The organism is Undibacterium sp. GrIS 1.2 (assembly GCF_040544435.1).
Taxonomy (GTDB): domain Bacteria; phylum Pseudomonadota; class Gammaproteobacteria; order Burkholderiales; family Burkholderiaceae_D; genus Undibacterium.
On record NZ_JBEONP010000012.1, the window covers coordinates 84,592 to 99,563 of the forward strand.

The 14,972-nt window shown below is 45.9% G+C and carries 10 protein-coding genes; 8 read left to right on the top strand and 2 right to left on the bottom strand.

The annotated features are described in order from the left end of the window. Nucleotides 1-253 precede the first annotated feature (253 nt). From AAKU61_RS07360 to AAKU61_RS07390, 7 genes are all read left to right on the top strand, one after another. Nucleotides 254-1,012, top strand: coding sequence for a protein phosphatase CheZ (locus tag AAKU61_RS07360; protein WP_354330930.1), 759 nt, complete (start codon nt 254-256; stop codon nt 1,010-1,012). Then, the gene (locus AAKU61_RS07365) at nt 1,012-2,826 is read left to right on the top strand and encodes a chemotaxis protein CheA (RefSeq protein WP_354330932.1); all 1,815 of its coding nucleotides are present in this window, start codon (nt 1,012-1,014) and stop codon (nt 2,824-2,826) included. Before AAKU61_RS07360 ends, AAKU61_RS07365 begins: the two co-directional genes overlap by 1 nt. Nucleotides 2,827-3,414: 588 nt before the next feature. Then, entirely contained in the window at nt 3,415-4,974 is a 1,560-nt protein-coding gene (locus AAKU61_RS07370; protein WP_354330934.1) for a protein adenylyltransferase SelO, read from the top strand. 29 nt (nt 4,975-5,003) lie between these two features. Beyond that, nucleotides 5,004-5,399: a peptide-methionine (R)-S-oxide reductase MsrB gene (gene msrB, locus AAKU61_RS07375; RefSeq protein WP_322119022.1), complete on the top strand. Its 396-nt coding sequence runs from the start codon at nt 5,004-5,006 to the stop codon at nt 5,397-5,399. Between the two features lie 32 nt (nt 5,400-5,431). Beyond that, on the top strand, nt 5,432-6,049 hold the full coding sequence (locus AAKU61_RS07380) for a septation protein A (RefSeq protein WP_354330936.1): 618 nt from the start codon (nt 5,432-5,434) through the stop codon (nt 6,047-6,049). Then, nucleotides 6,046-6,321: a BolA family protein gene (locus tag AAKU61_RS07385; protein ID WP_354330938.1), complete on the top strand. Its 276-nt coding sequence runs from the start codon at nt 6,046-6,048 to the stop codon at nt 6,319-6,321. Before AAKU61_RS07380 ends, AAKU61_RS07385 begins: the two co-directional genes overlap by 4 nt. 41 nt (nt 6,322-6,362) lie before the next feature. Next, nucleotides 6,363-7,136 carry a peptidylprolyl isomerase gene (locus AAKU61_RS07390; protein WP_354330940.1) on the top strand — a complete coding sequence of 258 codons (774 nt, stop codon included), beginning with the start codon at nt 6,363-6,365 and terminating at the stop codon, nt 7,134-7,136. Between the two features lie 271 nt (nt 7,137-7,407). Here the strand turns inward: AAKU61_RS07390 and purL are convergent, their stop codons facing one another. Both purL and AAKU61_RS07400 read right to left on the bottom strand, forming a co-directional pair. After that, the gene (gene purL / locus AAKU61_RS07395) at nt 7,408-11,412 is read right to left on the bottom strand and encodes a phosphoribosylformylglycinamidine synthase (RefSeq protein WP_354330982.1); all 4,005 of its coding nucleotides are present in this window, start codon (nt 11,410-11,412) and stop codon (nt 7,408-7,410) included. 211 nt (nt 11,413-11,623) lie between these two features. Further along, on the bottom strand, nt 11,624-13,363 hold the full coding sequence (locus AAKU61_RS07400; RefSeq protein WP_354330942.1) for a glycosyltransferase family 39 protein: 1,740 nt from the start codon (nt 13,361-13,363) through the stop codon (nt 11,624-11,626). 182 nt (nt 13,364-13,545) lie between these two features. Here AAKU61_RS07400 and AAKU61_RS07405 point away from each other — a divergent pair, with 182 nt between their 5' ends. Continuing rightward, complete coding sequence (locus tag AAKU61_RS07405; protein ID WP_354330944.1) at nt 13,546-14,871, top strand: amidase; 1,326 nt, start codon at nt 13,546-13,548, stop codon at nt 14,869-14,871. The last annotated feature ends 101 nt before the right edge of the window (nt 14,872-14,972 follow it).

Below are 14,972 nucleotides of genomic sequence, written 5' to 3' on the forward strand. Positions count from 1 at the left end.
TGTGTTGCAGAGTGTTGTAATAACGCTTGCAACTAATCCGTCAAGTGAAATCAATCGGCAAAAACGTGAATAAAAGATGACAAGTTTTATTTCCTAGAGTTATTCTAAGCTCATGTAAGTCCTGTTACTATGGCATGAAGGGGCGTGATTGTAATTATTCATTCGTCACGCGAAATTTGATCTGTATGAGATACCATGATATTTGTGAATACCGTCACAAAACTATCAAAGCGATTATGGAGAATAGAGGACTATGACCGATTCAGCAGATGATCTGGACGCATTATTCGAAGAAATGGCCAATCAACGCGTAGAGGCCGTTCCCCCGCCTCCCGCAGCAAGTGCACAAGGAACTGCTGATACAGCAGAAGTTGAAGATCCATCGCTAGCACTTAAAAATAAATTCCAAAGTACTGAAGATCAATCCGCCAAACCGATGTTTGACCGTCTGGGTGGTTTAGTGCGCATGATGCACGACTCCATGCGAGAACTTGGTTATGATCGTTCACTTTCTGACGTTGCCTCACAAATCTCTGATGCTCAAGGCCGACTAGAGTATGTCGCGTCTCTCACAGAACAAGCAGCTAATAAAGTGCTGAATGCGACTGATGCAGGCATGCCAGAACAAGACGCTTTGGCAAAAGGAGCAAAAGATATCGATACCCGCTGGGCGAGCGTTTTCGCAGGGAAATTAAGTATCGACGATTTTAAAATACTGGCAAATGACTCAAAAACCTTTGCTAACACGGTAATCGCCTCCACCGATGCAGAGAAAGCTCGGCTGCTCGATATTATGATGGCGCAGGACTTCCAGGATTTAACGGGACAGTTAATTAAAAAAGTGCTTATTATTACCCAAGCAGTAGAACGGGAATTAGCACAGATTTTGATCGACAACGCACCGCTAGAGTTGAAAGAGAAAGCCATCGAATTGATGGAAGGGCCTTCCGTTCCAAATGCTGCACTAGAACAGGACGACGTAGATAACCTACTTGATAGTCTGGGCTTCTGATGGATGATATGCTCAAAGAATTTGTCGTCGAAGCTTTGGATCTGGCGACAAACGTAGAAGAACACTTGCTTACCCTGGAACGCAACCCGGGTGACATGAATACGCTTAATGCGGTGTTCCGTTCTTTCCACACCATAAAAGGTGGTGCTGGCTTTATGAATTTGACGGCAATGGTATCTGCATGTCATCTGACCGAGAATCTGTTCGATGCACTCCGAACAGGCCAAGCACCAGTTACTCCGATTGCGATTGAAGCGGCATTAGAGGCCAGCGGATTTGTTGCTGACCAACTAACGGCGCTATCCAATGGCACGCGTCCGGATCAACTGTCTACCATGCCCAAATCGCTGGAACAGCTATTGACTGATGCGATCGAGGGTAAAATTACCTCGCGTAAAAAAACAACGCCGGCAAAAGAAGCACCAGCACCTGCTCCAGCCAAACTCGATACCAGCGTAGCGCCAGCCAGTAGTGACGGCGTTAATTGGGAAGCCTACTTCCGCGCGGTCGTGCCTGAAGGTACCCTCCCCGAGCTAGTTGAAGATGAAAATACACAAGTCATTGAAGAGCACGAGGCAGTTAAAACTTCCTTAGCCTCACCAACAACCGATGTAAAACAAAACGCGCCAGCTAAAGAAGAAAGTATTCGTATCGACGCAGTCAAGCTAGATGTACTGCTAGAAGTTGCAGGTGAATCGGTACAAGCAGCAAACCAGGCTGCGGTCTTGCTGGAAAAACTCTCTCAATTTAAATTTGATGGTCAGGCAGCGCCACTGATGTCAGCATTGACTGAAACCTTGACGAGAGCATCGCGCTACTCCACTGAGCTACAAAGAGCAACGCTAGCAACACGCATGCAGCCGGTGGGTCGACTGTTTCAGAAGTTCCCGCGTTTGATTCGTGAGCTTGCCCGCGATTTGGGTAAAGATGTTGATCTGAATATCTCAGGTGCAGAAACAGAAGTAGATCGCGTCGTAGTAGACAGTTTGTATGATCCGCTTGTGCATATGTTGCGTAATGCGCTGGATCACGGGATTGAAACTGCGGAAGAGCGCGCAGCCACTAAAAAATCGGTAAGAGCGACGATCTCGCTCAAAGCATGGCAAGAAGCTAGCAGTGTCATGATTGAAGTCACCGATGATGGCAAAGGGATGGATGCTCAGCGCCTGCGTGATAAAGCAATTTCTAAAGGTCTGATCAACTCTCATGATGCTCGTACAGATGATGAAGCGTTCCAATTAGTGTTTTTACCGGGATTTTCCACTAAAGAAGTCGCTTCCAGCGTATCTGGTCGTGGTGTCGGCATGGACGTGGTGAAAACGGCGGTAGAGCGGCATCGTGGTGCGATTCGTATTTCATCGCAGTTAGGTACTGGAACCACCTTCTTGATCCGTTTGCCAATCGAATTATCGATCGTACCGACGATGCTGGTTCGTACTGACGGCGCATCTTTAGCCTTACCTATGGCGACGGTTCAGCGTGTGGTGGAATTGCCAGAAACCTTCGAAAGCGTCGGCGGACATCCTGTATTGCGTGATTTAGGCAGACCATTGCCGGTACGCTCCCTCGGACAAATTTTGGGCTATGAAAAAAGTTCAGAACGCGTCGGTATCGTGATTGCAGCGCCAAATCCTTATATCTTATCGGTGGATTCGGTCGATGGAACGGCAGATTTGGTCATCAAACCACTCACATGCATTTCTACTCCGGGTATTACTGGAACGGCACGATCTGCCGAGGGAGAATTAGTGTTAGTCACTAGCCTCTCGTTCTTGCTTGATGGCTGCAAAATTACGGAGAGACTCACCGCTTAAGTTTTACAACTCAGTTTTAATTAAGCTTAATAACTAAGCAATGCTGCGTTCTGGCAAATTGGCTCTTGAAATAGCGATCTATTTCAAGAGTTTTTACTTTCTTAAAAAGAAAATAAATCATTCCAAGTTTAAAACTTCAGCTCATCAGTTTTAGTAACGTCAGCGAACGACTGAGTTATTACAAAATATCCCAAAGTTATATTACGTCCGCCTCGTAATACCGCCGATCAAAATCTAAGTAAGATATCAATGCGATATGACTGAGATTGACCAAAAAAAAAGGTAGAAAATCATATACTCCCCTACTAATTGCCTAAAATTAAGCGCTTAACCAATTAATACTAGGACGATTAAATTATACTAAGGGTCAGTATATAAATACTCAATGTGTTGATCGCTCGAGTAATTCAATTATTTTGCATAAAAATATTCTAAGCAATATCAAAGTAATTGGCGAAAGTGGCTACGGCAATCCACTCTTCAGCCAACAACATAAACAACTCTGATAGATAAAAAACCGACTTTGCTTGAGTCTGTCAAAATGGAGTTCGTTAATATCTATTTCGCACTGGCTGCGACAATTACGCAATGACCAACACCGTTATCAGCACGCAACATAATTCATCTGACTTGCACGATTTCAGCAGTCTCAGCTTAAGTAATCTCAACTTAAGCAATCATTTTGCAACACTGCCTGCCGAGTTTTATACAAAACTATCCCCTACTCCCTTAGCTACACCGTATCTGGTTGGCGCTAGCGCTAAAGTCGCGGCAAGCATAGGCCTGAGCAAAGATAGCTTTGCCGATCCGATATTTACCAGCATTTTTACCGGTAACCAGTTAGCCGGTGATAGCGAGCCATTGTCTGCGGTGTATTCGGGTCATCAATTTGGTGTTTGGGCAGGTCAATTAGGCGATGGACGCGCTATCTTACTGGGCGACGTAGTAGATATCGCACCTGACCAGAAAGAAACAAATCCGTCAGCCCGAATTGAAATCCAGCTCAAAGGCGCTGGCATGACACCTTACTCGCGCATGGGGGATGGTCGTGCCGTGCTTCGCTCATCAATACGCGAATTTTTATGCTCGGAAGCAATGGCTGGACTCGGCATTCCAAGTTCACGCGCACTCTGCGTGACTGGCTCGGATCAATACGTCATGCGTGAAACGCCGGAAACTGCGGCCGTCGTTGCCCGGCTCGCCCCAAGTTTTATCCGGTTTGGCTCGTTTGAGCACTGGTACTACAACAATCAGCCAGAGCAATTGCAAACCCTGGCCGATTTCGTACTGAATAGCTATTATCCTGATTTATTAAAACGGCCCAATCCTTATCAAGCATTGCTCATAGAAGTCACGCAGCGGACTGCACGCTTGATGGCGCAATGGCAAGCCGTCGGCTTTATGCATGGTGTGATGAATACCGACAACATGTCGATTTTAGGACTGACAATGGATTACGGTCCATTTGGTTTTATGGAGGCATTTGATGCCAACCATATCTGTAACCACACCGACACCCAGGGACGCTATTCTTACCGTAACCAGCCACAAATCGGACATTGGAATTGTCATGCACTTGCTCAGGCATTATTGCCATTGATCGGTACCGTAGAGGATGCACAAGCCGGATTGGCGGTATATCAGCCTACGTACAAAGAAGCCATGGATCGCTTGCTGCATAAAAAATTTGGCTTGCCGTTCGTTGAACAACAGGGAGCAGAAAATGGTATTTTATTTGACCAATTTTTTGCTTTGATGCAGGAGAATCATGCCGACTTTACGCAAAGCTTCCGTCATTTAAGTAATCTGACATTAGAAAAATCCGACGCCGACGAGGCGCTGCGTGATGGTTTTATAGATCGTCAAGCGCTGGATCAATGGTTAGTGCAATATAGAACCCGGTTGCATGCGGAGAAAAGCGATGATACAGAACGCCAGCAAGCCATGCGTAGCGTTAATCCCAAATATATACTGAGGAACTATCTGGCGCAAATTGCTATCGAAAAAGCCCAAAAGAAGGATTTTTCAGAGGTCGCCAAGCTGTTAGAAATATTAGAAAATCCGTTTGATGAACAACCAGAGCATGATCACTACGCCGATTTGCCGCCAGACTGGGCACGCGAACTAGAAGTGAGCTGCTCTTCCTGATTTGCAAAAACATAGCGAAAGGCACAAAAATGTCAAAAATCACCAAAACCGATGCGCAATGGCGCGCTGCTTTAACCCCGATTGAATATCAAGTCACAAGACATGCCGACACTGAGCGCGCGTTTACCGGCAAATTTTGGGATCACCATGAAGTTGGTACCTATATCTGCGTTTGCTGCGGTACGCCTTTATTTGAGTCAGACACTAAATTTGATTCTGGTTGCGGCTGGCCAAGCTACTTTAAAGCACTCAATCCCGCCAATGTGTTAGAAAAAGTCGACCGCACACATGGCATGACGCGCACCGAGATATTGTGTAATATCTGCGACGCCCACTTAGGGCACGTATTTCCAGATGGCCCGCCGCCCACTGGCTTACGCTATTGCATTAATTCCGCTTCATTAAAATTCGAGCCAAAAGCCTAGATTTTTAAATAAAATCTTTTAGTAAAGTACCTATGAAATTTTTGTACGACATTTTTCCTGTCCTTCTGTTTTTCGCCACCTTTAAATTAGGTGAAAAATACCCTGCTAACGCACAAGAATTGGTCAACCGCTACCTGTCAGAATTCATCTCTGGCGGGGTAATTGCACCCGATCTGGCACCAATATTATTAGCTACCGCCATCACGATTCTTGCTGCGATCGTACAAATTGGCTTCCTACTAATACGGCGTAAAAAAGTCGATGCGATGTTGTGGATTTCATTCATCGTCATTGCCGTATTTGGTAGCGCGACGATTTATTTTCATAGTGAAACCTTCATTAAATGGAAACCAACCGTCATTTATTGGTGCTATGCAGGCGCTTTTTTGATGGGTCAATTTATATTTAAAAAAAATCTATTGCGCACAGCCATGGGAGCCCAAATAAACTTACCAGAACCGGTCTGGGGGAAGCTTAGTCTGGCTTGGATAAGCTACTTTATCGTGATGGGCTTAGCCAATATTTATGTGGCTTTCTCTTTTCCCACAACGACTTGGGTTAACTTTAAGCTTTATTCCATTGCTGCTTTGCCTGTCTTTGTTATTTTGCAAGGCTTTTACCTGTCAAAATATATGGAAGAGCCGACATGAACGATCGTTTTCAACGCATAGAAAGCTATTTACAAGAAAAATTACAGCCCGTTTCTTGCCATCTGCAAGACGACTCAGCTGCCCATGCAGGACATGCTGGCGCAGCATCTGGTGGCAGTCATTACAGCGTAAAAATAGTTTGTTACCAATTTGAGGGCTTAAATCGTGTTTCCCGACATCGACTGGTGTATGATGCCGTTGGCGATATGATGCATACGGAAATTCATGCCCTTGCAATCACTGCATTGGCTCCGTCAGAGATACCGACCTAACCACTTTGTTTTTACTTACTTTGTTATTTTAGGAACAGATAATGACTTTTAAACCTGCTCATTTGCTGGTAGTACTTCTCGCAACTGCCCTGCCTGTCATGGCTCAAAATCTCGCCGTTGTTAACGGTAAAGCAATTCCTGCTAATCGTGTTGACGCAATGGTCAAACAACTTGCGGAACAAGGTCAGAAAGATTCGCCAGAACTGCGCGAAATGGTCAAGAAAGAACTGATCAACCGTGAAGTGCTGATGCAAGAAGCTGACAAGGCTGCTGTAGCAGCAAATCCAGATGTAAAAACTCAATTGGAAGTTGCGCGTCAATCCATTTTGATCCGCGCCTTAATGGTCGATTTCGTTAAGAAAAATCCAGTCACTGATGCTGAAGTTAAAGCAGAATACGACAAAGCAAAAGCACAAGCTGGTGACAAGGAATACCACACTTACCATATCCTGGTAAAAACAGAAGATGAAGCAAAAGCAATTATTTTGAAATTGAAAGCAGGCGCTAAGTTTGATGAATTGGCCAAGCAATCAATCGATCCAGGTTCTGCAGGCAAAGGTGGCGATTTGGACTGGGCATCACCAGCAACGTTTGTTGAGCCATTCTCAAAAGCGTTAGTCGCTTTGCAAAAAGGTCAGTTCACTGAAACACCAGTGAAAACAGAATTTGGTTACCACATCATCAAATTGGATGATGTACGTACTGCTAAATTCCCAACGATGGAAGAAGTTAAACCACAAATCGTGAATGGCTTGCAACAGCAAAAAGTACAAGCTTATCAACAGTCTCTGTTGAAAAAAGCGAAGATCCAATAAGCAATTTAAGCTGCAATAAAAAAAGACGCTACGGCGTCTTTTTTATTTTCTTGGTTAGATTTTGATAGCGTCAATACCATATAAATTTTATATACTCCAATATGTATATATTATTGTCCATATTTTCATTGGTCAATAGCACGATTTTGAAAAAATTGATGGGGAGTATATGAATATACGATTATTCGAAATAAAAAAACGCCACAGTAAACTGCGGCGTTTTTGCATTACTTACTATGCGTGAACTTATGTTTAAGTCTACGCAAACCCCTTATGCTACCCACTGACGTGCATTGCGGAACATCCGCATCCACGGAGAATCTTCGCCCCAAGCATCTGGATGCCATGACTGCAATACCGTACGGAATACGCGTTCGGCATGCGGCATCATGACGGTAAAACGACCATCTGTATTTGTCACCGCCGTAATACCTTGCGGTGATCCATTCGGATTGTATGGATAAGCTTCTGTTGTAGCGCCGTTGTTGTTCACAAAACGCATTGCCACTTGTGCCGCTTTAATGTCACCAGTAATAGAGAAATCGGCAAAGCCTTCGCCATGCGCCACCGCGATTGGAGTTTGCGTCCCGGCCATACCCTGGAAAAAGATCGATGCTGACTCTTGCACTTCGACCATAGCGAAACGCGCCTCGAATTGCTCTGACTTATTCTTGGTGAATTTAGGCCAGGCTTGTGCGCCAGGAATAATCGATTTTAAATTGCTCATCATCTGGCAACCATTGCAAATACCTAGGCCGAAAGTGTCGTCACGCTGGAACAACTCAGAGAACTGCTCTGCCATCATGGCATTAAACAAAATCGTTTTAGCCCAACCTTCACCAGCACCTAATACGTCGCCATACGAGAAACCACCCACTGCCATCAAGCCTTTGAAATCAGCCAGACGCGCACGTCCAGCGATCAGGTCGCTCATATGGACATCAACCGACTCAAAGCCTGCTTTGTGCATGACATAGGCAGTTTCGATATGAGAATTGACACCCTGCTCGCGCAAAATTGCCACGCGAGGACGAGCACCTGTATTGATAAACGGCGCGGCAATATCTTGTTGCGGATCAAAGCTCAGTTTCGGCTGCATACCTTTGTCACTAGCATCCAGCAAGCGCGCATATTCAGCATCGGCGCAGGCTGGGTTGTCACGCAGGCGCGCTATTTGCCAGCTGGTTTTACTCCATATCTGATGCAAGCTTGCGCGTGACTGGCTATAAATCTGCTTAGCATCGCGGGTAAATTCAATCACATCACTAGCGTTGACTTTGCCAATTATATGGCTGCAAGCACCCAGATTATGCGCGCGTAATACATCCATCACCTCTGAGCGTTGTTCGGTACGGATTTGGATAACAGCGCCTAACTCCTCGTTAAACAAAGCACGCAACGTCTGGTCATTGCGACGTTCTGCTACCTGCCCTGCCCAGTTTTTGGCATCGCCCCAGTCAGCGGCCTCATCCATCGTCAAAATATCCAGATTGACGGATAAACCACTACGACCGGCAAACGCCATTTCGCAGAGCGTCGCATACAAACCACCATCAGAGCGGTCGTGATACGCCAGTAATTTATCTTCACTATTTAATTGTTGAATCGCGGCGAAAAACGCTTTGATATCTTCGGCGCTATCCGCATCTGGCGTCTGATCACCGAGTTTTTGCATGACTTGGGCGAAACAAGATGCGCCAAGACGATTTTTACCTCGACCTAAATCGATCAGTAACAAGCTAGTGTCGCCAGCATCCATACGAATTTGTGGGGTCAAAGTTTTACGCACATCAAACACGGGCGCAAAGGCGGAAATAATCAGCGAGACTGGTGATGTTACTGACTTGTCTTCGCCATCCTCTTTCCACGTTGTACGCATTGACAGCGAATCTTTACCAACGGGAATACTAATGCCTAACGCTGGGCATAATTCCAAGCCAATCGCTTTGACCGTATCGAACAAAGCAGCATCCTGACCAGGCTGACCACAGGCAGCCATCCAGTTAGCGGACAACTTAATGTCAGAGATATCTTTAATCGGCGCAGCAGCGATATTGGTAATTGCCTCACCAATTGCCATACGCCCCGATGCAGCAGCGTTAATCACGGCGAGCGGAGTGCGTTCGCCCATCGACATGGCTTCACCCAAATAACCTTCAAAACTCATGGTGGTGACGGCACAATCCGCGACCGGAACTTGCCAAGGGCCGACCATTTGGTCACGCACTGTACTGGCGCCAACAGTACGATCGCCAATCGTGATCAGGAAGGATTTATCAGCAACCGTCGGCAAGCTCAATACCCGCTCAGCCACGACTTTTAAATCCATGCCAGTTAAGTCAATCGCAGGGAATTTTTTCTCTACATGCTTCACATCGCGATGCATTTTTGGCGGTTTGCCCAACAACACATTCATCGGCATATCAACCGGTACATTGTCGTGTTGAGGATCGATGACTTTTAATTGACGCTCTTCTGTCGCAGTGCCGACTACAGCAAACAAAGCGCGCTCACGTTCGCAGAAATATTGGAATAGCGGCAGACTTTCCGGAGCGATACCAAGCACATAACGCTCTTGAGACTCATTACTCCAGATTTCTTTTGGCGCCATGCCACTCTCTTCCAGCGGGACCTTACGCAAATCAAAAATCGCACCACGTTTGGCATCATTCGTGATCTCTGGAAAAGCATTCGACAAGCCGCCAGCACCGACATCGTGTATCGACAAAATCGGATTAGCATCGCCCATTTGCCAGCAAGAATTAATCACTTCTTGTGCTCGACGCTCCATCTCAGGATTACCACGCTGGACCGAATCAAAATCAAGATCAGCCGTATTCGATCCTGTCGCCATGGACGATGCCGCACTACCGCCCATACCAATACGCATACCAGGACCACCTAGCTGAATCAGCAAGGTACCAACAGGCAGATCATTTTTCTTAGTGTGTTTATCTGAAATGCTACCGATACCCCCAGCGATCATAATGGGCTTGTGATAACCATGTACCGTGCCGCCAACATTTTGCTCATAGGTACGAAAGTAGCCGCCCAGATTAGGACGACCAAATTCATTATTAAACGCAGCGCCGCCCAGCGGGCCTTCGATCATAATTTGTAAAGGTGATGCGATGCGATCTGGCTTGCCGTAGACCTGGCCAGAAGGCGCGCTGCCAGAGCTAGCTATCGTATCTGTTGTGTTTTCCCAAGGTTGCGGCGCATCTGGCAACATCAGGTTAGAAACCGTAAAACCAGACAAACCTGCTTTAGGTTTAGCACCACGACCTGTGGCACCCTCATCACGGATCTCGCCACCAGCGCCGGTCGATGCGCCAGGGAATGGAGAAATTGCTGTAGGGTGATTATGTGTCTCCACCTTCATCAAGGTGTGCGTCAATTCTTCTGACACCTGGTACACATTGCCCTCTGCCGCTCCACGCGGATAGAAGCGTTTTACTGTCGCTCCCTCCATAATGGAAGAGTTATCGCTATACGCAACGATGGTGCCTTTGGGTTGCAGCAAATGAGTATTTTTGATCATGCCGAACAGTGAGATATCTTGCGCGACGCCGTCAATTGTCCAGTCTGCATTAAAAATCTTATGACGACAATGTTCGCTATTGGCCTGCGCAAACATCATCAACTCAACGTCGGTAGGATTGCGCTTAGCGGTTACGAACGCATCCACCAGATAATCAATCTCATCATCGGATAATGCTAAGCCAAGCTCAGTATTGGCTTGCAATAAAGCCTCTTTACCGCCGATCAGCACATCGATAGAAGCTAATGGTTTCGCTTCCAGCTCAGAAAATAGTGTCTGAGCTGACTCAACATCCGGCAGCACCATCTCTGTCATACGGTCATGCAATAAGGCTACCACTGCTTGCTTGGATTCTTCTGCCAGTTTTTTAGCGCCGCCCAGCAAACCCGACTTGACTTGCACAACATAGGAGATGCCGCGTTCAATTCGCTTGATTTGCTTCATGCCGCAGTTGTGAGCGATGTCTGTGGCTTTGCTAGCCCAAGGAGAAATCGTACCAAAGCGAGGGATCACCACAAATACATCGCCCTCTTCTTTTCCGACAAATGCATCGCCATACGTCAGCAAAGCATTCAGACGAGCAATATCATCTTGCGGCAAAGTGCTTGCGGTATCCACAAAATGGGTAAAGCGACCACTAATACCGATAATGTGCGGATCAATAGCTTGCAATTTGGATAACAGACCTTGGGTACGGAAAGCAGACAAGGCATTAGAGCCTGGCAATATCAACATGGCGAGAGAGTAGTTGAGGTAATGCGCACGAAAGTCAGGGATGACATCAGCAACATCACGGGTGGAATCAGAAAGCAAGATTATACCTTGATGCCTGCCTGCACTCCAGCCTGAAACCTAAAGCCAAGCGAATGCATTAGCAATGCATATGTAAAACAAAAGCAGTCTAAGTAATGGTGCATGCACTTGTGCAAAGGATGAGCACAAGACCTTAGTTCAAAAATAGACTTACATTGGCAAATTTTTGACTAAGTCTAAAATTCTTCGCATACGCCTTGGAGGTAAACAAGGCGACGTCGCGGTTCAACACGACTACCGCTAAAGATGGCGTATTTGCTGCATGTTCAAAATCGGAAGAACTCAGTACAATATTATTTTTATGCAGCTTATTCCCCCAGAACAAATCACTGCTACGACTCTCGATTACATAAACTGGTTTTTTTAGATAAAAAGCTAGCGAGGACTGGTCTTCAAATATTTGAAATAAAAATACTTTGCGCTCCGGGTGCTGATTATTAAGAACGCTCGCAAGTGGGCGAGTTGATGTCCACTCAGCAGAAACATGCAAAATATTGAGGAACATAAATAATGTCGTAAGAGGCAACAAAATATAGGCCAAGATACCTATTCGCGGCCAACGCCATGCCATCACGCCAGACATCATGGCAAGTGCGATTAGTGCAAACAAAGCATAGAGAACAAATTGGCTCGCACTCAATCCCATGATCTGTACGGAGTTCAGTTTATCTTGCGGATGATGAAGTAAAAACCATGCCAGACAAGCAAATAAGATCGTCAGTATCACACCAGGTAATAAACGTCCCCATCGACCGCCATATTGTCTTTCTTCTAGCAAGATCGCTAGCTGAAAACTGGCTAAGGGCATGACCGTTACCAGATAATAATTTGCCTTAGCGCTGGAGATAGAGAAAAACAGCATTGGCATTATCCAGGCAAAACTTAAAAACCACTGCAACTGATGACTTATTTTTTTGCTCGATTGCTGACCTGCCTGCTCACTTACTTCAGTTTGGTTTTTTATTTTTTTACCAAAAAATACACCTAGTAATAAAAATGACCAAGGGAAGAGATAAAGCACCATTCTAGGCAAGTAATACCACCACGCACCGGCATAATAATCATGTGGTTCGCGCTTACCTAAAAAACGCAATACATGTTCATTCACAAAATAAAACCAGGCAAAAATTGGCTCGGTAAGAACAGCGATTACATGCCAGGGCAGAACAATTAATAAAAAAATGCCGATCGCTCTCCAATTCCAACATTTACCTAAGCTCGTCAAAAAATGGCCGATGGACTTCGATTGACTTAAGATAAAACTACCGATGACGGCACAAAACAAAATGATGGCAATAAATCCTTTCGCCATCACTGCCAATCCAAGAAAAGCATAAGCAAAACGTAAGGCGCGAGCATCATTACTGATAATAAAAAAATATGCCCACATTAAAGCCGCTGTCAACAAAGCGGTCAGTAACATATCAAACATTAAAGTGCGCGACATCGCGGTGACGCCAAGACCAGACACAAACATGATTGCGGCTAAGCGCACGGTTTGAGGCCGTCCTAATTTGCATCCGAACCAAAGCAATAAGCCGACACAAGACAAAGAGGAGATGACAGGCACCAATCTGGCTGACCATTCAGACTCACCAAAAACAGCAAACGACACTGCTGTAAGCCAATACAGCAAGGGGGGTTTCTCCATGTAGGCGAGGCCATTCAAATGTGGAATAATCCACTGGTGCCAATCGCCAGAGTGCAACATTTCTCGGGATATTTCCGAATATAGACCCTCGTTATTATCGAGAATGGCGTAGCTGCCCAAACCGATACCCACGAATAAAAATGCGATCACCCACACCAGCCAAATTGGGATGGATAAGATAAACGCGTTTTTATTCGTGGTCGCTTGCGAGGTTTGCAGCATTAAAATAATTTAAATATTCTTGATACGGTAATAGCGCATGACTGTATTCATAGGCTGTTGAATGAAGTGCTTAGCCAGCAGGCGTTTATGGTATTGTTTTTTCAGTCGTGTTTTTAAACTGTATTTTTAAGTTATGTTTTGATATTGCGCTTTTCCTTAATCCTCTAGCCTGCTATTTTCGCATGAAGCCCAACAATTCCAAATCAATTAGCGCACTAAATTCTTACTCTCGCAAAGCTTTGATCGAGGCTAGCCTTGAGGTTGCCACCCAAAGTCGCTCTATCTTTACGAAACTCTATCCCGCATCCGCTTTAGCGGCTGCGGCACAGGCTGACAGCATGCGCAGCCTTGGCATGCCTGCGCTATCCCCAGTTGCAGGTTTGCCGATTTCAATTAAAGATTTATTGGACGTAGCGGGAGAGCCAACTTTAGCAGGTTCCGTCGTTCTAAGAAACGCTGCGCCAGCATTGCGAGATGCGCCAGTTGTGCGTCGTCTAAGACAAGCTGGTGCTGCGATTATCGGCAAAACCAATATGACTGAATTTGCTTTCTCTGGCGTTGGGCTTAACCCGCATTATGGTACGGCACCCAATCCAGCGGATCAGACGGTAGCACGGATACCAGGTGGCTCGTCTTCTGGTGCGGCGGTCTCTGTTGCTACGGGCTTATGTATCGCCGCAATTGGCTCCGACACTGGAGGCTCGATTCGTATCCCTGCTGCGCTCTGTGGATTGACTGGATTTAAACCAACTGCCAGCAGAGTCTCTAACGCGGGTACGGTGCCGTTATCATTTACCTTAGACACCATTTGCGCCATGGCAAATAGCGTTGACGACTGCATCGTGATGGATCACATCATTGCGGATCATCCACTTACCATCACTGATTTGCCGTTAAAGGGCTTACGTCTGGCAATACCACAAACATTAGTACTAGATGGCTTGGACAACGCGGTCGCCCGTGCCTTTAGCAATACCCTGTCTTGCTTATCCAAAGCGGGAGCAAACATCATTGAAGTAGAAATGCGTCCGCTGGCTGATTACCGGGCAATGGGCTCATTCTCAGCATCAGAAGCGTATGCCTGGCATCGCACACTCTTAGCGAACAGGTCACATGAATACGATCATCGAGTGGCACAAAGAATCAAGCTCGGCGCAAGTTTATCTGCGGCAGACTATATTGATTTGCACAAAGCGCGCCAACAATGGATACAAATAATGGAAACCTTATTTGCCCCATTTGATGCCGTGCTCATGCCGACAGTACCTATTGTTGCGCCCATCATTGCCGATCTGGAAGCATCCGACGACGTGTTTTTTGATATCAACGGACAACTTCTGAGAAACACTGCGACCATTAATATTTTAAATGGCTGCGCAATATCTATTCCTTGCAACACTCCTGATAGTTTGCCAGTTGGCTTGAGCATTGCTGGTGTGGCGAATACAGACGCCAAAATTTTAGCCATTGCCCGTGCGATTGAAGCCGCGTTAGTTAGTACAAGTTAGCTCGTACAAAATAGATTTTTTCAAGTCAAAAACCAGCGATTGGCTTTATATAAAGCAAAACATATCGAGACGACTAAAATATACTCACCATGGGTATATTT

Excerpts from the sequence above, each read along its gene's own strand:
- AAKU61_RS07380 (WP_354330936.1), top strand. The coding sequence starts at position 5,432 with ATGAAATTTTTGTACGACATTTTTCCTGTCCTTCTGTTTTTCGCCACC.
- AAKU61_RS07370 (WP_354330934.1), top strand. The coding sequence starts at position 3,415 with ATGACCAACACCGTTATCAGCACGCAACATAATTCATCTGACTTGCAC.
- AAKU61_RS07360 (WP_354330930.1), top strand. The coding sequence starts at position 254 with ATGACCGATTCAGCAGATGATCTGGACGCATTATTCGAAGAAATGGCC.
- AAKU61_RS07405 (WP_354330944.1), top strand. The coding sequence starts at position 13,546 with ATGAAGCCCAACAATTCCAAATCAATTAGCGCACTAAATTCTTACTCT.
- AAKU61_RS07365 (WP_354330932.1), top strand. The coding sequence starts at position 1,012 with ATGGATGATATGCTCAAAGAATTTGTCGTCGAAGCTTTGGATCTGGCG.
- AAKU61_RS07385 (WP_354330938.1), top strand. The coding sequence starts at position 6,046 with ATGAACGATCGTTTTCAACGCATAGAAAGCTATTTACAAGAAAAATTA.
- msrB (WP_322119022.1), top strand. The coding sequence starts at position 5,004 with ATGTCAAAAATCACCAAAACCGATGCGCAATGGCGCGCTGCTTTAACC.
- purL (WP_354330982.1), bottom strand. The coding sequence starts at position 11,412 with ATGTTGATATTGCCAGGCTCTAATGCCTTGTCTGCTTTCCGTACCCAA.
- AAKU61_RS07390 (WP_354330940.1), top strand. The coding sequence starts at position 6,363 with ATGACTTTTAAACCTGCTCATTTGCTGGTAGTACTTCTCGCAACTGCC.
- AAKU61_RS07400 (WP_354330942.1), bottom strand. The coding sequence starts at position 13,363 with ATGCTGCAAACCTCGCAAGCGACCACGAATAAAAACGCGTTTATCTTA.